At 41.7% G+C, this 21,099-nt stretch carries 27 protein-coding genes; 15 read left to right on the forward strand and 12 right to left on the reverse strand.

The annotated features are described in order from the left end of the window. Positions 1-229 precede the first annotated feature (229 nt). The 6 genes from NSS92_RS00180 (at position 230) to menC (ending at position 7,670) form a co-directional block, all read left to right on the forward strand. The gene (locus tag NSS92_RS00180; protein ID WP_340866708.1) at positions 230-1,648 is read left to right on the forward strand and encodes an isochorismate synthase; all 1,419 of its coding nucleotides are present in this window, start codon (positions 230-232) and stop codon (positions 1,646-1,648) included. Continuing rightward, positions 1,641-3,386, forward strand: coding sequence for a 2-succinyl-5-enolpyruvyl-6-hydroxy-3-cyclohexene-1-carboxylic-acid synthase (gene menD / locus NSS92_RS00185; RefSeq protein ID WP_340866709.1), 1,746 nt, complete (start codon positions 1,641-1,643; stop codon positions 3,384-3,386). The genes NSS92_RS00180 and menD overlap by 8 nt, the downstream gene beginning before the upstream one ends. Then, the gene (gene menH / locus NSS92_RS00190; protein WP_340866710.1) at positions 3,368-4,195 is read left to right on the forward strand and encodes a 2-succinyl-6-hydroxy-2,4-cyclohexadiene-1-carboxylate synthase; all 828 of its coding nucleotides are present in this window, start codon (positions 3,368-3,370) and stop codon (positions 4,193-4,195) included. The genes menD and menH overlap by 19 nt, the downstream gene beginning before the upstream one ends. Before the next feature lie 14 nt (positions 4,196-4,209). Then, positions 4,210-5,028, forward strand: a complete 819-nt coding sequence (menB, locus tag NSS92_RS00195; protein WP_041107389.1) for a 1,4-dihydroxy-2-naphthoyl-CoA synthase — start codon at positions 4,210-4,212, stop codon at positions 5,026-5,028. A 70-nt stretch (positions 5,029-5,098) separates the two neighbouring features. Further along, positions 5,099-6,559 carry an o-succinylbenzoate--CoA ligase gene (locus NSS92_RS00200; RefSeq protein ID WP_267588058.1) on the forward strand — a complete coding sequence of 487 codons (1,461 nt, stop codon included), beginning with the start codon at positions 5,099-5,101 and terminating at the stop codon, positions 6,557-6,559. Further along, the gene (menC, locus tag NSS92_RS00205) at positions 6,546-7,670 is read left to right on the forward strand and encodes an o-succinylbenzoate synthase (RefSeq protein ID WP_267588059.1); all 1,125 of its coding nucleotides are present in this window, start codon (positions 6,546-6,548) and stop codon (positions 7,668-7,670) included. Before NSS92_RS00200 ends, menC begins: the two co-directional genes overlap by 14 nt. Positions 7,671-7,777: 107 nt before the next feature. Here menC and NSS92_RS00210 read toward each other — a convergent pair whose 3' ends face one another. The 4 genes from NSS92_RS00210 to NSS92_RS00225 form a co-directional block, all read right to left on the reverse strand. After that, a complete protein-coding gene (locus tag NSS92_RS00210) occupies positions 7,778-7,969 on the reverse strand; it encodes a hypothetical protein (protein WP_267588060.1) in 192 nt (63 codons plus the stop codon). Between the two features lie 25 nt (positions 7,970-7,994). Further along, complete coding sequence (locus NSS92_RS00215; protein ID WP_008360682.1) at positions 7,995-8,153, reverse strand: DUF1540 domain-containing protein; 159 nt, start codon at positions 8,151-8,153, stop codon at positions 7,995-7,997. Between the two features lie 68 nt (positions 8,154-8,221). After that, positions 8,222-9,268 (reverse strand): cytochrome d ubiquinol oxidase subunit II, encoded by a 1,047-nt coding sequence (locus NSS92_RS00220; protein ID WP_169510868.1) that lies wholly within the window; start codon positions 9,266-9,268, stop codon positions 8,222-8,224. Between the two features lie 22 nt (positions 9,269-9,290). After that, the gene (locus NSS92_RS00225) at positions 9,291-10,622 is read right to left on the reverse strand and encodes a cytochrome ubiquinol oxidase subunit I (protein WP_048239172.1); all 1,332 of its coding nucleotides are present in this window, start codon (positions 10,620-10,622) and stop codon (positions 9,291-9,293) included. Positions 10,623-10,798: 176 nt separating this feature from the next. Here NSS92_RS00225 and NSS92_RS00230 point away from each other — a divergent pair, with 176 nt between their 5' ends. Next, positions 10,799-11,041, forward strand: coding sequence for a type B 50S ribosomal protein L31 (locus NSS92_RS00230; protein ID WP_041086807.1), 243 nt, complete (start codon positions 10,799-10,801; stop codon positions 11,039-11,041). Between the two features lie 76 nt (positions 11,042-11,117). Here NSS92_RS00230 and NSS92_RS00235 read toward each other — a convergent pair whose 3' ends face one another. After that, complete coding sequence (locus NSS92_RS00235; RefSeq protein WP_340866712.1) at positions 11,118-12,101, reverse strand: metal ABC transporter solute-binding protein, Zn/Mn family; 984 nt, start codon at positions 12,099-12,101, stop codon at positions 11,118-11,120. Between the two features lie 214 nt (positions 12,102-12,315). Between NSS92_RS00235 and NSS92_RS00240 the strand changes: the two genes are divergently transcribed. Then, positions 12,316-12,882: a beta-class carbonic anhydrase gene (locus tag NSS92_RS00240; RefSeq protein ID WP_024424929.1), complete on the forward strand. Its 567-nt coding sequence runs from the start codon at positions 12,316-12,318 to the stop codon at positions 12,880-12,882. A gap of 1 nt (position 12,883) precedes the next feature. Here NSS92_RS00240 and yidD read toward each other — a convergent pair whose 3' ends face one another. Next, on the reverse strand, positions 12,884-13,108 hold the full coding sequence (gene yidD, locus NSS92_RS00245; protein WP_039180891.1) for a membrane protein insertion efficiency factor YidD: 225 nt from the start codon (positions 13,106-13,108) through the stop codon (positions 12,884-12,886). 126 nt (positions 13,109-13,234) lie between these two features. Between yidD and NSS92_RS00250 the strand changes: the two genes are divergently transcribed. Together NSS92_RS00250 and NSS92_RS00255 are read left to right on the forward strand one after the other, a co-directional pair. Next, positions 13,235-13,708: an S-ribosylhomocysteine lyase gene (locus NSS92_RS00250; protein WP_003217624.1), complete on the forward strand. Its 474-nt coding sequence runs from the start codon at positions 13,235-13,237 to the stop codon at positions 13,706-13,708. 118 nt (positions 13,709-13,826) lie between these two features. Further along, a complete protein-coding gene (locus NSS92_RS00255; RefSeq protein WP_326136130.1) occupies positions 13,827-14,261 on the forward strand; it encodes a FixH family protein in 435 nt (144 codons plus the stop codon). A gap of 8 nt (positions 14,262-14,269) precedes the next feature. On the opposite strand, the gene ytzI is transcribed toward NSS92_RS00255, so the two are convergent. Further along, positions 14,270-14,416, reverse strand: coding sequence for a YtzI protein (ytzI, locus tag NSS92_RS00260; RefSeq protein ID WP_003217544.1), 147 nt, complete (start codon positions 14,414-14,416; stop codon positions 14,270-14,272). A gap of 131 nt (positions 14,417-14,547) precedes the next feature. Here ytzI and NSS92_RS00265 point away from each other — a divergent pair, with 131 nt between their 5' ends. The 4 genes from NSS92_RS00265 (at position 14,548) to NSS92_RS00280 (ending at position 16,216) form a co-directional block, all read left to right on the forward strand. Further along, a complete protein-coding gene (locus NSS92_RS00265; protein WP_267588063.1) occupies positions 14,548-14,985 on the forward strand; it encodes a Dps family protein in 438 nt (145 codons plus the stop codon). Positions 14,986-15,112: 127 nt separating this feature from the next. After that, positions 15,113-15,304 carry a hypothetical protein gene (locus tag NSS92_RS00270; RefSeq protein WP_024424925.1) on the forward strand — a complete coding sequence of 64 codons (192 nt, stop codon included), beginning with the start codon at positions 15,113-15,115 and terminating at the stop codon, positions 15,302-15,304. Positions 15,305-15,459: 155 nt separating this feature from the next. After that, positions 15,460-15,864 (forward strand): phage holin family protein, encoded by a 405-nt coding sequence (locus NSS92_RS00275; protein WP_340866713.1) that lies wholly within the window; start codon positions 15,460-15,462, stop codon positions 15,862-15,864. 43 nt (positions 15,865-15,907) lie between these two features. Continuing rightward, a complete protein-coding gene (locus tag NSS92_RS00280) occupies positions 15,908-16,216 on the forward strand; it encodes a hypothetical protein (protein WP_024425787.1) in 309 nt (102 codons plus the stop codon). 29 nt (positions 16,217-16,245) lie between these two features. On the opposite strand, the gene NSS92_RS00285 is transcribed toward NSS92_RS00280, so the two are convergent. Further along, positions 16,246-17,031: an AIM24 family protein gene (locus tag NSS92_RS00285; RefSeq protein WP_251221280.1), complete on the reverse strand. Its 786-nt coding sequence runs from the start codon at positions 17,029-17,031 to the stop codon at positions 16,246-16,248. Positions 17,032-17,053: 22 nt separating this feature from the next. Next, entirely contained in the window at positions 17,054-17,665 is a 612-nt protein-coding gene (locus NSS92_RS00290; RefSeq protein WP_340866714.1) for a TerD family protein, read from the reverse strand. Between the two features lie 248 nt (positions 17,666-17,913). On the opposite strand from NSS92_RS00290, the gene ytkD reads away from it, so the two are divergent. Beyond that, positions 17,914-18,390: an RNA deprotection pyrophosphohydrolase gene (ytkD, locus tag NSS92_RS00295; protein ID WP_034665337.1), complete on the forward strand. Its 477-nt coding sequence runs from the start codon at positions 17,914-17,916 to the stop codon at positions 18,388-18,390. Between the two features lie 30 nt (positions 18,391-18,420). On the opposite strand, the gene NSS92_RS00300 is transcribed toward ytkD, so the two are convergent. Genes NSS92_RS00300 through NSS92_RS00310 form a run of 3 tightly spaced genes read right to left on the reverse strand, consistent with a single transcriptional unit; the run spans position 18,421 to position 20,989 of the window. Further along, entirely contained in the window at positions 18,421-19,167 is a 747-nt protein-coding gene (locus NSS92_RS00300) for an ABC transporter permease (protein WP_369810477.1), read from the reverse strand. Positions 19,168-19,201: 34 nt separating this feature from the next. After that, a complete protein-coding gene (locus NSS92_RS00305; protein WP_034279407.1) occupies positions 19,202-19,972 on the reverse strand; it encodes an ABC transporter ATP-binding protein in 771 nt (256 codons plus the stop codon). Positions 19,973-19,987: 15 nt separating this feature from the next. Beyond that, positions 19,988-20,989 (reverse strand): ABC transporter substrate-binding protein, encoded by a 1,002-nt coding sequence (locus NSS92_RS00310; RefSeq protein ID WP_267588066.1) that lies wholly within the window; start codon positions 20,987-20,989, stop codon positions 19,988-19,990. Between the last annotated feature and the right edge of the window lie 110 nt (positions 20,990-21,099).

A 21,099-nucleotide genomic window follows, 5' to 3' on the forward strand; every position in this document is an offset into this window, starting at 1 on the left:
TCCTGCCATTTTACCTTAGATGCTCTCGTTTCAATAAGCAGGAGCGAAAAAATCTTGAAAGCGTGATATAATAAGGATTCGAGGTTTTAAAAGCTGTTTTCTTTACTAAGTTCATCTGTTAAGGTTTATAATAGAAAAGCAGGTCATTCGACATATTCGAATGTTCATGTATTTTTTCATGATGGTTTTATTTTTTTATGTTATTTCATGGATTTTGGAGGAATGTATCATGGTGACAACAGTGCAAAGTACTTTCCGGCAGGAAGCGCTTGCGACATTAGAAGAAGCGAATAACGTCAACCATGCTGTTTTGATAAGCTACTCCAGAAGAGTTGACGATCTGGATCCTCTTGCCTTTTTCCAAAGCGGCGAAGCGGATTTTTTAGGCGAGCGGTTTTTTTGGTCTGATCCAGAAAGCCAAATGATATTTTCTGGACTTGGCAGAGCGGCCGTCATTAAATCATCTGAGCAAGGCAAGGAACGATTCGATATAGTCCATCAAGAATGGGAACAGCTCAAGCAGCACATGTTCCATTTTCATGATGAGAAGGAGTTAAAGCAAGCGGCTGTTGGTCCGCTTTTATTTGGAGGATTCTCGTTTGATCCGTATGAAGAGAAGGCGTGTCATTGGGAAGCATTTGGAGAGGCTCATTTTTTTGTGCCATCGATCATGCTGACTGTCTCAAAAGAAGGCAGTTTTCTTACGATTAATGAGTGGAAGCAGGTGGACGGGAATGTTCATCAGCTTATTCAGGAATTAGAACAAAAAGCCTCTAATTTCGAGACATTGCCAGTACGGACTGGTGGACAAGCTGAACTTGTTCATATGGAAGAGCTGGATGTGAAGGAATGGATGAAGGCGATCCAAGAAGCGACAGACCACATTCGTGCAAACGAATATGAAAAGGTTGTTTTAGCAAGAGAAGTCTTGCTTCACTATAAAAATCAAATTGAACTCGCTCCACTATTAGCAGAATTATTAAAGCATCAAACAACGAGTTATGTATTTGCGGTTGAACAAGGAAGACAAGCATTTGTCGGAGCCACGCCGGAGCGCTTAGTGAAAAAAAGCGGCGGAGAGGTCTTTTCATCCTGTTTAGCAGGTTCCATTGTTCGCGGAAAAGATGAAGCGGAGGATCACGCATTAGGCGAGGAATTGCTGCATGATGAGAAGAATTTGATTGAACATCAAATTGTCGTCAATATGATTGAGCAAGCATTTGAAGCGAATTGCCTTCACGTGCATAAACCAAATCAACCAAGTCTTTATAAAACAAAAAACATTCAGCATTTGTTTACACCGATTGTGGGAGAAATCAAAAGCAGCTGTTCCCTCTTTTCATTAATTGAGCAGCTTCATCCGACGCCGGCATTAGGCGGATATCCTAAGGAAAAGGCGGTTGAAGTGATTCGTGAAATCGAACCGCTCAAGCGCGGCTGGTATGCAGCGCCGGTAGGCTGGATTGATTCTCAGGATAATGGAGAATTTGCTGTAGCCATTCGGTCAGGTCTTATTGAGGAAGATCGTGTTCGTTTGTTCGCTGGCTGCGGAATTGTAGAGGATTCCCTTGCAAAGCAGGAGTATGAGGAAACACAAGTGAAGTTAAGACCAATGCTGTCTGCTCTTGGAGGTCATCCTATTGAATAATCACATCATGACAAGATATATAGGCAGATTGATGGATGAATTCGTCCAAGGTGGTGTGAAAGAGGCAGTTGTCTGTCCAGGTTCTCGTTCAACTCCGCTTGCGATGCTGGCCCTTGCTCATCAAGACATCCATGTCCATGTTTTAGTGGACGAACGGTCTGCTGCTTTTTATGCCCTTGGTCTTGCAAAAGCAAGTCAATCACCAGTGCTGCTTATTTGTACATCAGGTACAGCAGCTGCTAACTTTTATCCAGCCATTGTAGAGGCGCATTATTCTCGTGTACCTCTTATTGTTTTAACTGCTGATCGGCCGCACGAATTGAGGGAAGTTGGGGCACCTCAAGCGATTGATCAGCAATTCTTATTCGGTAAGTTTGTTAAATGGTTCACAGACTTAGCGTTGCCAGAGGAAAGTCAAACGATGCTTCGTTATGTTCAGACGGCAGCCGCGAGAGCAAATCACATGTCGATGCAGGAGCCAAAGGGGCCTGTTCAGGTCAATGTCCCTCTGAGAGAACCATTGCTTCCTGATCTGACTATTGATCCTTTCGCGCGAGAAGAAGCAGACACGAAAAAGGTATTAGCATCAGGTCAGGCTTTCCCAAATGATCGAGTGATGTCTGAAATCGTGACCGTCTTGAACCAAACCAAAAAGGGAATGATTGTGGCTGGTGAACTTCATACACAGGAAGAAAAAGAGGCAGTTTTACGCCTTTCGAAAGCCCTGCATTTTCCTGTTTTAGCTGACCCGCTTTCTCTTTTGCGCAACGGGCATGAGAATGAAGAGCTAATTATCGATGCTTATGATTCTTTATTGAAAGATGAAGCATTGCAGCAGCATCTATTGCCGGATATGGTTATTCGTTTTGGCCCGATGCCTGTGTCTAAGCCCTTATTCAAGTGGCTGGAAAAACATGCGGAAGTGAAGCAGATTGTTGTAGATGCTGCCGGAGGCTTCCGTGATCCTGGATTAAGTGCTTCATACGTCATTGAAAGTACTGTCTCTGCTTTTGTAGAAGCAGCATTAAATCAAGCAGAAAAACGTGAGGAGACAAGTTTCTTAAACCGCTGGCAGAATGCTAATTCTTCATTTAGAACGCATGCAGCCCGCTATTCAGATGAGGATTTGTCTTTCGAGGGGAATGTGTACCGTCAGCTTCAGCACCTCTTGCCAAAGGAGAGTGTCCTTTTTATCGGAAATAGTATGCCAATTCGTGATGTAGATACATTTTTTGAAACTCAGTCAAAGCCTTTTCGAATGATGGCGAATCGCGGAGCAAATGGCATTGACGGCGTTGTATCCACAGCACTTGGCACGTATGCAGCTTTAAAGCAGCCAGTTACTTTAGTCATTGGAGATTTATCATTTTACCATGATATGAACGGTCTGCTTGCAACTAAACTGATGGACATTCCGCTGACAGTTGTTTTGATAAACAATGATGGGGGAGGTATCTTTTCTTTCCTTCCGCAGGCGTCTGATGAACCGTATTATGAAAAGCTCTTCGGTACGCCGACAGGACTGAATTTTGAGTATGCATCGAAGTTATATGGGGGAACCTATTCGAAACCGGCAACGAAACAAGAGTTACATGATGTGTATATGGCACACATCGATGAACCTGGGCTTCATTTAATTGAAATTGAAACAGATCGTCATTCCCGTGTAGACAAGCATCGTCAAATGATGGATGACATATTGGAAGAAGTGAAAAAAGAATGCCTTCTCTCATCATAAGAATGCGTGATGGGGTAGCGTACGAAGTGGTGGACCAGAACCCTTCGGTAGCAAATGCCACACTATGCTTACACGGCTTCACTGGAAGTGCAGCGTCTTGGACGTTCTTAAATGCTTATTTGGAGAATACAAGACTGATTCAGGTCAGCTTGCTTGGACATGGGCGTACGGACTCGCCAGAAAGTGTGAGAAGATATGCAATGTCTCAGCAGCTGGCAGATCTTGCAGAGATTTTAAACCAATTAAAGCTTCACAAAGTGAATATTCTCGGATATTCTATGGGAGGACGTATTGCTTTATCATTTGCCGCTCGTTATCCAGATCGTGTCAATAAATTGATCCTTGAGAGTACGTCTCCAGGGCTACGCACTTTTAAAGAGCGGATGGTAAGACTGAAGCATGATCATCAGCTCGCTCAAAAAATTAGACATGAAGGCTTAGTGAATTTTGTAGATTTTTGGGAAAGCATTCCTTTGTTTGCTTCGCAGAAAACTTTATCAGCCGAAAGGCAGACTGAGCTGAGAGAGGGAAGACTGAAAGCCAATCCTCATGGGCTGGCTCGCAGCTTAGAAGGAATTGGAACAGGTTCACAGCCGTCTGTTTGGAAGGCATTAAAGCATATTCATTTGCCTGTTTTGTTCATTTGCGGAACGCTTGATGAAAAGTTCTGCCATATCGGCAAACGTATGCAGCAGGAGCTGAAAGGAAGTCAATTCATTTTGGCGGAGCATGCTGGGCATACAGTTCATGTGGAACAACCACATTTTTTTGGTAAAATAGTAAGTGAGTTTATTTTAGCGCAAGATTAGAGGAGGAAATATTGATGGCTATTGAATGGCAAACTGAGCGTCAGTATGACGAAATTTTATATGAAACGTACAATGGGATCGCAAAGATTACGATTAATCGTCCACACGTACATAACGCGTTTACCCCAAAGACTGTTAGTGAATTAATTGATGCATTTTCACGAGCTCGTGATCATTCAGAAGTTGGTGTGATCGTACTTGCAGGTGCTGGCGGAAAAGCATTCTGTTCTGGTGGAGATCAAAAAGTTCGCGGCCATGGCGGTTATGTAGGAGACGATCAAATTCCACGTCTAAATGTATTAGACTTACAGCGTTTGATTCGTGTCATTCCAAAACCAGTTATCGCAATGGTGGCAGGTTATGCGATTGGCGGAGGACACGTTCTTCACGTTGTGTGTGACCTGACAATTGCAGCAGATAATGCGATTTTTGGACAAACAGGTCCAAAAGTAGGCAGCTTTGATGCTGGTTATGGTTCAGGCTATCTTGCACGTATTGTTGGTCATAAGAAAGCAAGAGAAATCTGGTACTTATGCCGTCAATACAATGCACAAGAAGCGCTTGATATGGGACTTGTTAACACAGTTGTACCATTAGATCAGCTTGAAGAGGAAACGGTGAAGTGGTGTGAGGAGATGCTAGAAAAGAGCCCGACTGCTTTACGATTCTTGAAGGCTGCATTTAACGCAGATACGGATGGATTAGCTGGAATTCAGCAATTTGCAGGAGATGCGACACTTCTTTATTACACAACAGATGAAGCAAAAGAAGGACGCGATTCCTTTAAGGAAAAACGCAAGCCGGACTTCGGCCAGTTCCCGCGTTTCCCTTGATTCAATGATATCAATGAAAACAGCTTAGTGCATCAGACTAAGCTGTTTTCTTTTACGAAAAGGAGGTGTCATGATGAAGCAACCTAATTGGCTGCTGCACCGTGCCTATTTAACGCCAGATCGAGTCGCACTCATTTATCAAGAGAAAGAGTGGACATTTCACGAATTGGCTCATGAAGTGGACGAGCTTTCAAATAGACTTGCACAGGCATCATTAAAAAAAGGGGAAACGGTTGCGCTTTTGATGAACAATCATCCTCACATGGTGATGCTTGTTCATGCCTGTTTTTTATTAGGGTTAAAAATCGTGCTATTGAACAACAAGCTGACAAAAGCTGAAAGACGCTATCAGCTAGAAGATGCAAAAGCAGCGGCTTTATTAACGGAACCTATTTATGCAAGCGACCATGAGGGTGATTTACCCGTTTATACAATGGAAACTTTACCTGAACCAGGGCAAGGCCATGACAAGAAGATCGAGAGCGAATTTGATTTGAATGAAACAGCGACCATCATGTATACATCTGGGACAACAGGACGTCCAAAAGGGGTAGAGCAAACGTTTGGGAATCATTTTCATAGTGCAGTTTCCTCTGCACTGAATTTGGGTCTCAGAGAGGATGACCGCTGGCTCATTGCCCTGCCTCTTTTTCATATTAGCGGCTTATCCGCTTTATTTAAGTCTGTGATATATGGAATGACAGTCGTGCTTCATCAAAAGTTTGACGTTGATGAAGTAAAGGATTCTATTGAACGGCATCGTGTGACGATGATTTCTGTTGTGCAGACAATGTTATCTCGTTTATTAAGCAGATTGGAAGAATGTCCATCTTCTTTGCGCTGTCTTTTATTAGGCGGAGGACCTGCGCCTTATGCGATGCTCCAAGAAAGCAAAGAGAAGGGCTTTCCTGTCTTTCAATCGTACGGGATGACGGAAACCTGTTCACAAATTGTGACCCTTGCGCCCGAATTTAGTGTAGAGAAACTTGGTTCAGCAGGAAAACCTCTTTTTGGGTGTGAGCTGAAAATTCAAGATGGTGATCGTATTTGTCGTCCTTTTGAGCATGGCGAAATTATGGTGAAAGGTGCAAATGTGATGAAAGGATACCTTTACCGTGAAGAGGCGACCGCGGCTGCCTTTGATGAGGGCTGGCTGAGAACGGGTGATATTGGCTATGTGGATGAGGAAGGGTTCTTATTTGTGCTTGACCGCCGTTCAGATTTAATTATTTCTGGCGGAGAAAATATTTATCCTGCGGAAATTGAAGCGGTTCTGCTAACACATCCGCATGTAAAGGAAGCCGGAGTAACGGGTATGTATAATGATAGATGGGGAGAGGTACCTGCTGCTTTCCTTGTAACAGATGATAAGATACCGGAGAATGAGCTCTATGCTTTATGTGAGTCGCATTTAGCCAAATATAAATGGCCCGCCGCTTTTCACTTTGTGGATGAGCTGCCAAGAAATGCGTCGAATAAATTGCAAAGGCACAGACTCAGATCAAAGGGGTTTTCAAATGATTCAAATTGAACGAGTAATTTTATATCATGTCACGATGAAGCTTAAACAGCCATTTACTACAAGTCTTGGAACCATTTCAGAGCGTGAGTTTATTATTGTTGAAGTAAAAGATCAAACAGGATTGACTGGATGGGGAGAGGTATCTGCTTTTTCTTCCCCGTGGTATACAGAAGAAACAATTGAGACTTGCTATCATATGCTGAGGGCTTTCTTTATCCCGAACGTGCTGACGCGCACCTTTACACATCCTTCAGAAATACCTAACAGTCTGTATCATTTTAAAGGCAATAGGATGGCGAAAGCAGGCATTGAAGCGGCTGTTTGGGATATTTATGCGAAGCGTGAGAATAAGTCTTTACGCGATGTATTAGGCGGCACAAAAGATAGAATACCATCTGGTGTTGTGGCGGGGTTAGGCCCTATTGACGATATGCTTGAGCAAATTCAGCAATTTGTTGATCAAGGCTATCAGCGGGTGAAGGTGAAAATTAAACCGGGACAAGATATTGGACTTCTGCAAAAGATAAGAGAGTCTTTTCCTGAGCTGCCATTAATGGCAGATGCAAACTCTGCTTATGAATTAAAAGATATTAGCAAGCTCAAGCAGCTTGATGATATTCGTTTATTAATGATTGAACAGCCTCTAGCTGCAGATGATATTGTGGACCACCGCCATTTGCAAAAGCATTTAAAAACGCCGATATGTTTAGATGAAAGTATTTGTTCTTTAGATGATGCTAGAAAAGCTGTAGAGCTTGGCAGCTGTCAAATCATTAATGTGAAGCCTTCACGAGTTGGCGGACTGACAGAGGCTCTTAAAATTCATACGTTCAGTAAGGAGCATCAAATTCCGTTATGGTGCGGGGGAATGATTGAAACTGGCATTTCCCGAGCGCAGAACGTGGCTCTTGCTTCGCTTCCTCAATTTACAATTCCCGGTGATATTTCAGCTTCGTCAAAATTTTGGGAGCAGGATATCATTTTTCCTGAAATTAAGGTTGAAAATGGGTTTATTGAGGTGCCTCGCTCCCCAGGAATGGGCGTGGAAGTTGATTACCAAGCGCTCCGTTCGTTTTCAGATAAAATCGACGTGTTTACAAAACATGATTTTGTGAGATAAAAACGAAGGAATCACCTTTTGCATACCCAATAGAATCTAGGTATAGTGAGAGAAAGTTTTTCCTTCCTGTCTGAACAAAAAAAGAAAGAGCGGTGGTCCGCTCTTTCTTACTCTTCTACCAGCTCGCTGTCATAAGCAAGCTGTCCGATATACTGATGCATTTCATTGGGCATGTTTGATGCATGTCCATATTCATAATCCCAAAGGTTTAAAAAGGAGTGAGCGGCTTGATGGAATGCGGCTTCATCCGCGTCATGAATTTCGTCAAAAAACGTTTGAAGCAGCCGATCGTGTTTCAAATTGAAGCGCCTCCTTTAATGAGACTTAAAGATCTTGTGGTTTAAACGTTTTACAATCCGTTTCTTCGCTTTTCTCAGCCGTATTTCCTGTATGGCTGACGACATAGATTGCATCTGCACCACAGCGGTTTCCAGCATTCCAATAGGAACAGTTATTGACTTCACAAAGGATTTTTTGACTCATACAGATGACCTCCTTTTGAGTATGTCTTTCATCTATAATGTAACCGAAATGAAGCTTGCCCATTCATGTTAATCTTCCTGGCGAATATAACGCTTATCCTTCATAAATAATTTCCAGAAGAAATAGAACCCAGGAAATAAGATGATAAAACCTACAATATAGGTGATAAATAATGCCCTAAATGTAACAGGGTCTGTAAATCCAGACATGATTGTAATATCTGGATAGGCCATATAAGGCAAATGGGCACGCCCGTACACATAGCTTGCTAAGAAATATTGAATGGTAATCGCAATGACGGCAAGGCGTGGTCTTCCTTTCCGGTGCTTAAACCGGCTGTTTGGTAAAAATAGAGCCAGTCCTGCGAGCAGAAACATTAGGAGAGATACAAGAAGAATAGGGATGTTCTGCATCATTTTTGTGAACAGCCAATTGGCCTCGCTTCGTAAAGTCAGCATGATAAAAAAGGCCATCATGAGTGAAAGTGGACCCGTAATGAGCGCCCCTCTTCTATAAATGCTGTAAGCTTCATCTTCATTAGCTACATTAGAGAAATCAGCTAAAAGCAAGGACGAAAGAAAAAGGGTGCTGAAGATGGCAAAGCCGACAAAAGAATAAACATTTGCACTTGTAAAGACCAGTCCAAGATCTAATGAGTAGACGTTGTTCTCCTGAAAGATAAATCCACCATGGGTAATTGGGAGAACCATGATCAGAATGGACGGAATGATAAAGCCGCTGATCCCTGAAATGTAAGTCACTGCTTTTCGGTATTTCTTAGGCAGTGAATGAGAAAACACGAGAAACCCGCTTCGCAGGGCAAGAAGCAATAATATGATGCTACCGGGTATTAATAAAACAGTACCAAGTACAAAGGTCGCACCTGGAAACAGGCTGAACAATGCGACAACGATGGCCACAATAAAGACGTTTGTCACTTCCCATGTTGGAGAAAGGTACTTATTTGCGATATTAGCGGCTTTAGTTTGTTCTCTATTCATATAAATCATCGACCAAAATCCTGCGCCGAAATCCATTGATGCCATCACTGCATAGATAAAAACGAATCCCCATAAGATGGTGATTGCAATGAGCGCATCAGTTGTAACATCCATTTGCATCAAGATCGCTCCCTTTTTAAGATTCTGTTAACCGTAGGTCTTCTTCAATCGTATGTTTCCTAAAGTAGTACGTCAGCACAATAACGGTTGCTATGCCTAAGATGAGATAGACAATGGCAAAAAGGATAAAAAGTGTCCCGATCGAGCCAGATGATGTGACAACCTCGGAGGTTTTGAGCATTCGATAAATGACCCATGGCTGACGGCCTGTACAAGCAAAGATCCAGCCAAATTCAATAGCCAAAAGACTTAGAGGCCCGCCGAATAAGTAAAGAAAAAGAAGCCACTTCGGAAATTTTTCACGTTTTAAAATTTTACGGTAAAGCAGTGCTAATACTGCAAATAGAATGAGCACCGATCCAATAATGACCATGCCGTTAAATAATGTGTGTATAAATAAAGGCGGCCACTCGTCACGGGGAAAATCATTTAAGCCTTTGACCACCGTATCGAAGCTATTGCCTGCCAGAAAACTAAGCGCCCAAGGAATTTCGATCGCACCTTTAATTTCCTGCGAATCAGCATCCGTAAAACCACCTATTGCAAGAGGTGCATGTGATTGCGTTTCAAACAAACCTTCAGCTCCAGCCAGCTTTTCAGGCTGATATTCATACAGAAGCTGAGCGGATTCGTGGCCATTTAAGGCTGTTAGAAAGGAGAAAAGTCCTCCTACAATGAGTCCTAGAAAAAGGGCTTTTCGATGAAATGTATAGAGCTTTTCATTCTTTCTAGTTTTGAGCATTTTAAAAGCTGCTACTGAAGCAATCACAAAAGCACCTGTTGTAAAAGCAGACAGCACGACATGTGTGGCAGTCACAGCAAAGCTTGGATTGAAAAAGGCCTTCCAAGGTTCGATATTTGTGATTTCTCCATTAACCATCTGAAAGCCAGCAGGTGTCCCTTCAAAAGCATGTACGTTTGTAATCAGAATCGCTGATGCAGCTGCACCAATGACGATAAAAATAACCGTAATGATGCGCATTGCATTTGATAGGCGATCCGCTGCGTACACATAAATAGACATAAATAATGCTTCTATAAAGAACGCATAGATTTCAATCTGGAATGGCAGTGACATGACCTTTCCAATGACCTCCATAAAACCTGGCCACAAAAGGGCAAGCTGCGTACCAGCAATAGTGCCTGTTGGAATGGCGACCCCTAACAGAACAGCTTGCGCTTTTGTCCACCGCTTGGCCATGATGGCATAATGCGGGTCCTTCGTTTTTTGAAAGATGAGTTCAGCTAACAAAATCATTAGCGGGATGCCAACGCCAAGCGAGGCATAAATAATATGAAAGCCCATGGTTGTGCCGAACAGGCTTCTAGCTAAAACGAGATCAGTCAATTTTTTCTCCGCCTTTCTTATCGCTTCTCTTTCTCATGATGCTTATTATTCTCCACCATTTTTAGATTATTCTTCCTGACTAAGAAAGCTTGTTTTTTGACAAGTTGTATAAGAGGGAGTAGAATATAAGTATAAAACGTAATCGTTACGTTTTGATAATGAAAGGAGTTTTGACATTGAAAAGAGATATTCATCCAACCTCACACGAAGTTGTATTTATGGACGTAAACAGCGGTTACCGCTTCTTGAGTAGATCGACAAAGACATCAAATGAGACAGTAGAGTGGGAAGATGGGAAAACGTATCCTGTCATTAAAGTAGAAACAAGCTCTGATACGCATCCTTTTTATACAGGACGCCAAAAATTCGGAGAAAAAGGCGGAAGAGCCGAGCTGTTTAAGAAAAAATATCAAATGTAATCAAAAAGCAGCACACCTGATAAGGTGTGCTTTTTTACAGCAAAAAACCCCGGCTGATAACCCGGGGTTTAAAGCATTAATCATTTAAAGCGGTGTTTAAGGTCTTTAAATTTTGTTTCATTAAGCTGACGTAGCTTTCGCCATTTTTGGCATCATCTTCAGTAATGGATTCTAGATTTTTAAGAGTCAAGCTTTTTGCCCCAATTTCACTGCGGATTGTATCTGATACTTTGCTGCTGACGTTGTTTTCAAAAATAACGTATTGAATGTGATGCTTTTCCGCTTTTTGTACAATGTTTTCGAGCTGTTTTTGTGAAGGCTCTTCAGAAGCGGATAATCCTAAAACACTGATTTGCTCAATGCCATAGCGCTTTTCCCAATAACCATAAGCTGCGTGAGAAACAAGGATTTCTTTATGTTTAGCTTTAGATATCGTTGTTTTGAATTCTTGATTTAATGATTGCAAATCTTTTTTTAGATTTTCATAGTTTTTTGTGTATTCGTCTTTATGATCTGGATCTAATGAGACGAGTGTGTCTTTAATGTTTTTCGCCATTTGCTGCGCATAAACGGGATCTAACCATGCATGAGGGTCTTTATCTCCGTGATCGTGCCCGTCATGGTCGTGATCTTCTCCTTCATGGTCATGATCTTCGCCTTCTTCATGTGCATGTTCTTCTTTTGTCGATAACAATTTGATGCCTTCGGCTGCTTTGACTGTTTTCACACCTTGGTTTTTTAATGTGGCAGCAGTTTTATCTGCGAATGCTTCAGCCCCTGTACCGCTGTAGATAAAGGCATCACCTTCAGCCATTTCAACCATCGTTTTTGAACTTGGTTCAAAGCTGTGTGCATCTGCATTGGCAGGATACACGCTTTGAGCATGAACGTGAGAGCCGCCAATTTTTTCAGTGAAATCTTGAATTGGGAAGATCGTGGTGTAAATGATTAGTTTCCCGTCTGCCTTTCCTTTTGAAGCATTAGTGCCCGCATTGCTTGAGCAAGCGGCAAGACCGATCGCGAATAAAGCAGCTGTTAAAATAAAAAAGATTTTTTTCATATAGAAAATGTCTCCTCTCAATCTAATAGATAGAAATGATTACGATTTAATGTCCTGAGTTATTGTATCGTAATAATTACGATTTGAAAAGAGGAAAATAAAAAATTTTCGTCAGCAGATGTTTCCTCTAAAAAAATAAGCTGCAAAACGTGACGAAATTTCTTACATTGTGCTATATTTATTTTTAAAAAAAGATAAAGGAATGGACAAACGTATGAAACTTTTAGATGAAATCATCGAATATAATCAACAATTTATTGAAGAAAAGAAATACGAAGAATTTACAACAACAAAGTTTCCACAGAAAAAAGCTGTCATTCTATCGTGTATGGATACAAGACTTGTTGAACTGCTTCCGCGTGCCATGAACATGAAAAATGGCGATATTAAGATTGTTAAAAGTGCTGGAGCGCTTGTTTCTCATCCATTTGGAAGTATTATGCGAAGCATTTTAGTTGCTGTTTATGAATTAAATGCTGACGAGGTATATGTCATTGGGCATCATGATTGCGGGATGAGCAAAATAGACAGCCAGACACTTTTAAATAAAGCCGTTGAGCGCGGTATTCCAGAAAAACGTATTGAAGTACTGGAATACTCAGGAATTGATTTTAAACAGTGGCTCAAAAGCTTTAGTTCAGTTGAAGAGAGCGTGAAGGACAGTGTGTCCGTAGTGAAAAATCACCCGCTTCTTCCATCAGATGTACCTGTACATGGGCTTGTCATTGATCCTGGAACAGGGAAGCTTGACCTAGTTGTCAACGGATATGAAGAAAAGTAAGTTATTTTTCCTTTTTAGGCGGGACAGGATCGATGCCGCCAGGGTGAAGCGGATGACATTTTAAAATCCGTTTAATAGTGAGCCAGCCGCCCTTGATCGCGCCATGCGTTTTGATCGCCTCTAGTCCATAGTTTGAGCATGTTGGATAAAACCGGCAGCTTGGCGGTGTAAGAGGGGAAATACATTTTTGATAAAAGCGTATAATGCCGATAAAAATTTGTTTCATAGGGGTTCCTCCTTGTCTGTCTTCCACAGTATAAGAAAAAAGGACAAGGAAGGAAAGTTTTATAAACTAAACTGGTCGGAGAAATATGTTATAATATAGGAAATTGCAATTATAGGAGTGGTGATTATGCCTTCAGTCGAAAGCTTTGAACTTGATCATAATGCTGTAAAAGCGCCATATGTTCGTCATTGCGGCGTTCATAAAGTGGGATCAGATGGGGAAGTAAATAAATTTGATATTCGTTTTTGTCAGCCCAACAAGCAGGCAATGAAACCTGATACGATTCATACATTAGAGCATTTGCTTGCGTTTAATATTAGAACACACTCAGAGAAATATGATCATTTTGATATCATTGATATTTCTCCAATGGGCTGCCAGACAGGCTATTATTTAGTTGTCAGTGGTGCACCAACTCCAAAAGAGATCGTTGAACTTCTTGATGCAACATTCAAGGATGCGGTTGAAGTAACAGAAATTCCTGCTGCAAACGAAGAGCAATGCGGCCAAGCGAAACTTCATGATCTTGAAGGGGCAAAACGTTTAATGCGTTTCTGGCTTTCTCAGGATCAAGAAGAGCTTCTAAAAGTATTTGGTTAATAGAATGACGAACCGGACATTTAGATGTCCGGTTTTTTATTTGAATTCAATCAGAGATGTCAAAATAGGGGATATTTGTTAAAATGGACATGTCAGTAAAAGAAGGGGGAAACGCAGGATGCGAAAAATGTTGGGAATGATTCTGATGCTCACGTTATTAAGTGCATGTGGAAACTCGGCAGCAAATAGCGGCAAAGGGGAAGTGCCTGAGCTATTAGAAGTAAAGCTCACAGGACCTGAGCAAGTGGAGAAAAATGAAAGCGTTATAGTAAAAGCAGCTGTCACATACGGTGATACGCCTGTTGATGATGCAGATGATGTTCAATTTGAAGTGTGGAAAGATGGCGACAAGGATAACAGCAAGATGATTCAGCCAAAGAAAGAAAACAAAGGTGTATACGAATTGCACACAGCTTTCAAAAAAGATGGCCTTTATATCATACAAGTCCATGTGACAGCTAAACAGCAGCATAATATGCCGAAAACGAACATCCACGTAGGTGAGGTGAAAAAAGAGAGTTCATCTACTGAAGAAGAAACCTCACATCATTAAAAGCAGTTTTATTTTGGATTAGGACGTTGGTTTGGTTCAGCATCCTGTGGTGAATCGACTTTATGCTTATATTCATAAGCCTTCGATGTCGTCCACAATGATAAAAAGACAACGATTGATATAATGATAAAGCTGATAATCCCAAGTAAAAGCATCTAACTCCCTCCTTATTTCCATATTAACATATATTTCATGCAGTCAAAATAGAAGAAATTGACGGCAGGTTTCAGTATAATAAGAAAAGGGTATTCTCATACTAAACGCAATTACATAAGGAGGAATAAACATGTCTGAAAATTTATTAAACGTCGTCAATAAACAAGTAGCTGATTGGACTGTGCTTTACGTGAAATTACATAACTATCATTGGTATGTAAAGGGGAAAGATTTCTTTACACTCCATGAGAAATTTGAGGAACTATATACAGAAACAGCTACATATATTGATGATTTGGCTGAGCGTATGCTTGCTTTAAATGGAAAGCCTGTTGCGACAATGAAAGAGTGCTTAGAAATTTCCAGCATTCAAGAAGCAGAAGGCAATGAATCAGCAGAGCAAATGGTGAAAAATTTATTTGATGATTTCTCCAATATCGCAGAGGAATTAAAGCAAGGAATGGAGCTGGCTGCAGAGGTTGGCGATGAAACAACAGGTGATATGCTGCTTGCGATTCATCAATCCATTGAAAAACACAACTGGATGCTTAAAGCATATTTAGGATAATACACGTATGTGAAAAGAATGTCGGTCATAAATAGATCGACATTCTTTTTTTATTGGAATCGGGACAGACAGCCCATTGAAATCATAGGGCTTTCAGCCGAAGAGAAAAGAGAAGGGAGGGAAGAAGATGTCTTCTATTGCAGGAATGATGAGTCAGCAAGTAGCGAGCATTCAAAAGACACTCAATATCAGTTTGTTGAATTCACAGCTTGCTACAAATACAGCACAAGCCATGGTGATGCTGGATCAAGTGCAGCAGCAGCCTCAAGCTGTTCAGCCAAAGGATTCAGATGCTTCATTTATTGATGTCAGAGTCTAAAAAAGAGAAGCCGCCTCATGGGGCGGCTTTTTTGGTCTCATTCGTATTGCTGAGTACATAACAGCGCCTTTATTTTTTGTCGTCCAAGCTATTGCGAGCATCCGGCATATACTATTGAGGTAAGGAGTTCCACTTTGAAAGGATGTTGATGCCAAGTGAGCAAGGATTTAGGCATCTTTTCGTTTGTTACAGTGAGTTTGTCGGCGATGGGCTTTCTGTTTGGTGGAGCAGGATATTTACTGATGATTTTAGTGACGTTGATGGCTATTGAATTAATTTGTTCAAGCCTAAGAGAATCTTTGACTGGACAGCTCACAATGAAGCGGTTTTTTACGCGGCTTGTTCGAAAGGTTGTGACAGTCTCCTTAATATCTATGGCACATTTCTTCGATGTCATGCTGAAGACAAATGGGACGATTAAGGATTTAGCGATCATCTTTTATATTATTTATGAATCTTACCAAATCGTCTCGACAGCCAGAGCCCTTGGGATTCCCATTCCGCAGTTGTTTATTGATGTGTTGGACATGTTGAAAAATAAATTGCGCAAAAAGCCGTAATTTCCTCATATCTGGTCATACTAAAGGAAAAAGGATGATTCAGATGGCGAGACACACATACTATGTATCCGTACAAGATGGATCGATATCGCAGCATAGAGATGCGGCGGCTTGGCAATTTCAAATAGAAGCAGATGATGATCAAATCTTGCAGCTGAGAGACTATTTCGATGAACAGTATATGACAGATTGGAAAGGTTTCTTTCGGGCGCATGTTCCGTTTCTTGAATATCATTATGATAGTCCAAATGATGAAATGGATAGAAAAAGAAAAGAGATTTACACAATGATTTATGAGCTCGGCAATGAAGAGACAAGGAGCTTTATTGAGACAAATGGTTTGATGAATTGAAAAAGCATGTAGAGAATCTCTACATGCTTTTATTTTCGTGGTTGTAAAATACCTCCGATCAGATCACTTATCCCGCCGCCTCTATTTTCTTGCTGTGAATTGGTGAATTCATGAGAGGAACTCTGGCTCTGAGGCTTATAGCGATTATCATCTAAGCCAACCCGTAAGCCAGATGTGCGCTCAGACGGCTGAATAATGACAATTTGGTCTTGTTCTTGAAACTCAAATAAATAGGATTCGCCAGATGTTTGTCCAATGAAAGTTTTCCAGTTTACATCTAGTTTGACCTTCGGGGCTTTGCCTGTCCAAGCGACAATCGCGTCAGGGTCTACACGGCAGGGGGCTTTTAAAATGAGCGGATTTCCATTTGTTTTGATGGCGACCTGCGCTCCGTGACCTTGATAGGAAAGTTTTGATGTAAACAGTCCTTTCTGTGATAAAATACCAACGCCTACTGGTGTGACGCCGTAATGGCATTCCTCAGTAAAGGCAAGTAAATCTTCACTTTCTACACTGACATGCTGCCAAGGACCGCTTGGCTCAAGATTAATCACTGTTACATGTTCGCTTGAATCCGCCAAGTAACAAGTACCTTGTCCACTCACTTCCATCATCTCAAGGTTTTCACCTGTGAATTTCCTGCTGATATGGTTAAATACTTGACTGACCATATTTCCTTTATTCGTTCCGAGTAATCGCTTGCGGTATTGGAAACTTCCTTGATCGGCAATCATGGCGCCTTTTTTGGCAAAAAAGATTCCGCTGCCTTCTGCTTGTAAGGTAAGTTCTTCTATTGTGATGAAATGAAATCCCATGGGTGCCGGCTCCTTTCCTGCGTCAAGATGTGAATCCATAGATGCGGCATAAATCGTTTAAATCTAGAGTAGTCCCTTGTCCGGTCGCAGTGATTTTCCATTCCTCCTGATCTCTCGTAAGTTCAGCGCATATAATGGATGTACAGTACGAATAATCCTCTGTTAACTGAAAGGTACAAATCTCTTGCTGCGAGATTTGATCAGTAAGGCGCACATAGGCATTGGTGACTTGTCCAAAATGATGCTGGCGTTCGTGTGCATCATGTATCGTGGCTGTGACGACAATTTTATGAATGTCAGGTGAGACTCTGCTTAATTGCATAATGATCATTTCATTGTCTCGATACCCTCCGCCAAATTGATGATCACCAAGATGACGAACAGCTCCGTCTAAGCTTTGCTGCTGGTGATAATAGATCAGATGCTTAGGAGACAACAGCTTGTCCTCTTCATTTAAAAGAAACACTTGCGTATCTAAATCAATTGGCTGACCAGCCAGGTCCCAGCCAAGCCCGATATGAATTTGGTCGATCGCTGGATTGTCTTTTGTTAAATCTAACTTTTGCCCTTTCACGAGGTGTTTCTTGTTCACCTCATGGGGTGCGTCTTGTTTTGACCCATTTTTTATACTCATGCTGATTTCCTCCTCGTTGTCATAGGACCAACACTGATTCATTTACGTCATATAGGGATAAAAGGTTTCATGATTAAATTTGGGTGAAGTTGGAGATGATAAAAAGGTTTTAGCAACAATACCTCATTTTAGATACAGACGAGTTAGAACCACTCGTTTGTTTCACTTTTGATAAAAATTCTTCAGAGAAATGTGATCTGTGGTATGATGTTTTACAAGAAGCAAGGACAGGATATGAGGGATTTCACATGCATGTATTTAAAGACTATTATCACAATACGGTCAAGCTCTCTTTTGAGGAGAAGCCTTTTTCAAGTCATCCTAAGCATGTTTGGGCCATCTGCCGCTACCAAGGAAAATGGCTGCTCACTGAACATGAGGATCGGGGCTATGAGTTTCCAGGAGGGAAAGTTGAGCCGAATGAAGAAGCTGACCAAGCCGCTATACGGGAGATTCAAGAAGAGACGGGTGCTGTTGTTCGTGAATTAACGTATATTGGTCAATATCAGGTGCTGGGCAGAGAAAAGGTCATTGTCAAGAATATTTATTTCGCTGATATTGAAAGGCTAGTGAAGCAAGACACGTATTTTGAAACGAAAGGACCCGTTCTTTTCGCAGACTTGCCAAGATCCATCGCAAAAAATAAGAATTTCAGTTTTATTATGAAAGATGATGTGTTAAGACAAAGTCTTGCTTATTTAGAAAAGAACGGTTTGATTCGTTAAAAAAGCGCAGGGAGACAATCCCTGTGCTTTTTATTTTTGAAGAAAACGGCGTTCGAGCCATTCCACAAGCTGGTACATGATGGTCGCAAACACGGCAATAATGAAAAGACTTAAGAACACGAGTGTAAAGTTGAAGACTTGAAAGCCGTAAATGATCATGTAGCCGAGCCCTTTTGAGGAAACAAGAAATTCCCCTACAATGACCCCAACCCAAGAAAGGCCGACATTGACCTTGATGGCAGAAATCATCGTTGGAATACTAGCTGGCAAAATGACCTCGCGAAAGACGACGCTTTTTTTCGCACCAAAGGTTTTCATCACCTTTAAATAATTCTCATCGACCTCTTGAAAGGCTGTGTAAATGACGATTGTCGTAATGATCACACTAATGATCGCGCCCATGGCAACGATGCTGATCATACCAGGCCCAAGAGCAACAATTAAAATCGGGGCGAGGGCAACTTTTGGCATGGCATTTAAAATGACTAAATAAGGATCAAGAACGTTTGCCAGGCGGGTGGACCACCATAAGGCGGCAGCGAGCAAAATGCCGCAAAAGGTACCAAGTAGAAATCCGAGCACCGTTTCAAATAATGTAATACTCATATGATTCACTAAAGACCCATCGGATATTTTTTGTACAAACAATTGGCAGACCGCAGATGGTGAACTAAATATCAGTGGATCGATGAGACGAAAATGACTGGCAAGCTCCCAAAGCGAAAAGAAGCTGGCGAAAATAATGAACTGATAGATTCGGGTCATACGTTTTTCCATTCGGTATTTTTTGCGATAGGCTTCATGTAAAAGGTCACTGTGTTTCAACTGTTTTCAGCTCCTTCCAAATCGTTTGAAAGAGCTCTTGGAAACTCTGGGTCTGTCTTGCTTTGAAAGGAGAAAGAGTCCTCAGATCATCTGGAACGGTAAAGATTCGCTGGATCGAGCCAGGATGCTTTGAGAATAAGAAAATGCGGTCACTCATCGCAATGGCTTCGCCGATGTCATGTGTCACAAGGACCGCTGTTTTTTGATAGTTTTTGAGTGTATGAAAGACGAGATCCTCTAAAGTGAGTTTGGTTTGGTAGTCTAGAGCTGAAAAGGGTTCATCTAGTAAAAGCAGACCGGGATTCACTGCAAGCGTTCGGGCGAGAGCCGCACGCTGCCTCATGCCGCCTGACAGCTCCTTCGGGTATTTTTCCTCTACATCATGAAGGCCAAGCTTAGGCAGTAAGCCAAGAGCAGCGGAGGTGGCTTCATGCGAATCTTGTTTGGTAATTTTTAACCCGAGAATGATATTTTCCTTGATGGTTTTCCAAGGGAACAAATAATCTTGCTGGAGCATGTAGCCGATTTGATGCTCCTTTTGATTCGGTTCTTTTCCTTCGATTAAAATGCGGCCTTCAGAGGGCGGCGTTATTCCTGCAATGATTGACAGCAGGGTGGTTTTTCCGCAGCCGCTGGGACCAATAAATGAGATAAATTCACCTTGGTCTATCTCCATATTGATGTGCTGTATGGCCGTTGTTTTTTCTTTTAAAGAGAAGTACGTGTGGGTCACATGGTCAATTTGAAGGAAAGACATGTGCTACCTCCTATTCTATTTGTGATCTGTGACCTTCTTTGCAATGGATGAATCGACAAGTTGTTTGTACGGGATAAATTTCGGCAATTCATCGCTCTCCTTCATAATTTCCTGCAATTTGTTCCATTCCTCTTCATTCAGAAGGGGATCTGTTGCATAGGAGTTTTGCTGTTTGTAGCGTTTGATGGCAGTTGATAAGACATCAAGTTCTGTGTCAGGAAAATGAGATTGAATGGTTTTGGCGATCTCCTCCGGCTGCTTGGCTTCTACCCATTTCTGCGCCTTGTAAATGGCACGAGTGAAGGCTTCTGCTGTCTCTTTGTTTTCCTCTAAGTAACTCTTCTTTGCCATGAAGGTGGTATATGGCACCTTTCCGGAAGCCTCTCCAAAGGAGGCGGTAATGTACCCTTTGCCTTCTTTTTCAATTAAGGATGCTGTCGGTTCGAATAACTGCACAAAATCGCCAGTTCCAGAGGAGAAAGCACCTGAAATGTTGGCAAAATCAATATTTTGAATCATGCGGAGATCCTTTTTTACATCAATGCCTTCCTTTTTCAGGACATAATCACCGACCATTTGCGGCATGCCGCCTTTCCGCTGTCCAAGAAAGTCTTTTCCTTTTAATTGATCCCAAGAGAATTCGCTCACTTTCTCCCTTGAAACAAGAAATGTACCGTCTGTTTGTGTCAGCTGTGCAAAATTGATGACAGAGTCTTTTGTTTCTTGAGCCTCTACATAGATAGAGGATTCAGATCCGGTCAGGGCGATATCTGCACCGCCGGATAAGAGAGCTGTCATCGTTTTATCGCCGCCCCAAGTCGTTTTTAATTCAACCTCTAGCCCTTCTTCTTTGAAGAAATCCTCAGATAAGGCAACATATAGCGGAGCATAAAAAACCGAATGGGTCACCTCGGCTACTTGTACGGTCTGCTCTTGTTCTTTTTTACAGGCGACAAATGGAATAAAGAGCAGGACAACGGCGATGAATGCCAGTCTGACTTTGATGGAACGATTCAAGAGTAATTCGCCTCCTTTGTTCTAGATCACTAATTAAAGTATGTCAAAAGGGATTTTTGGTGAGTGCCTAGATGAAAATAAGAAGCGCATTGTTTATTTATAGAACGTGT

It is taken from the genome of Bacillus sp. FSL M8-0166 (genome assembly GCF_038008825.1).
Lineage (GTDB): Bacteria > Bacillota > Bacilli > Bacillales > Bacillaceae > Bacillus > Bacillus safensis.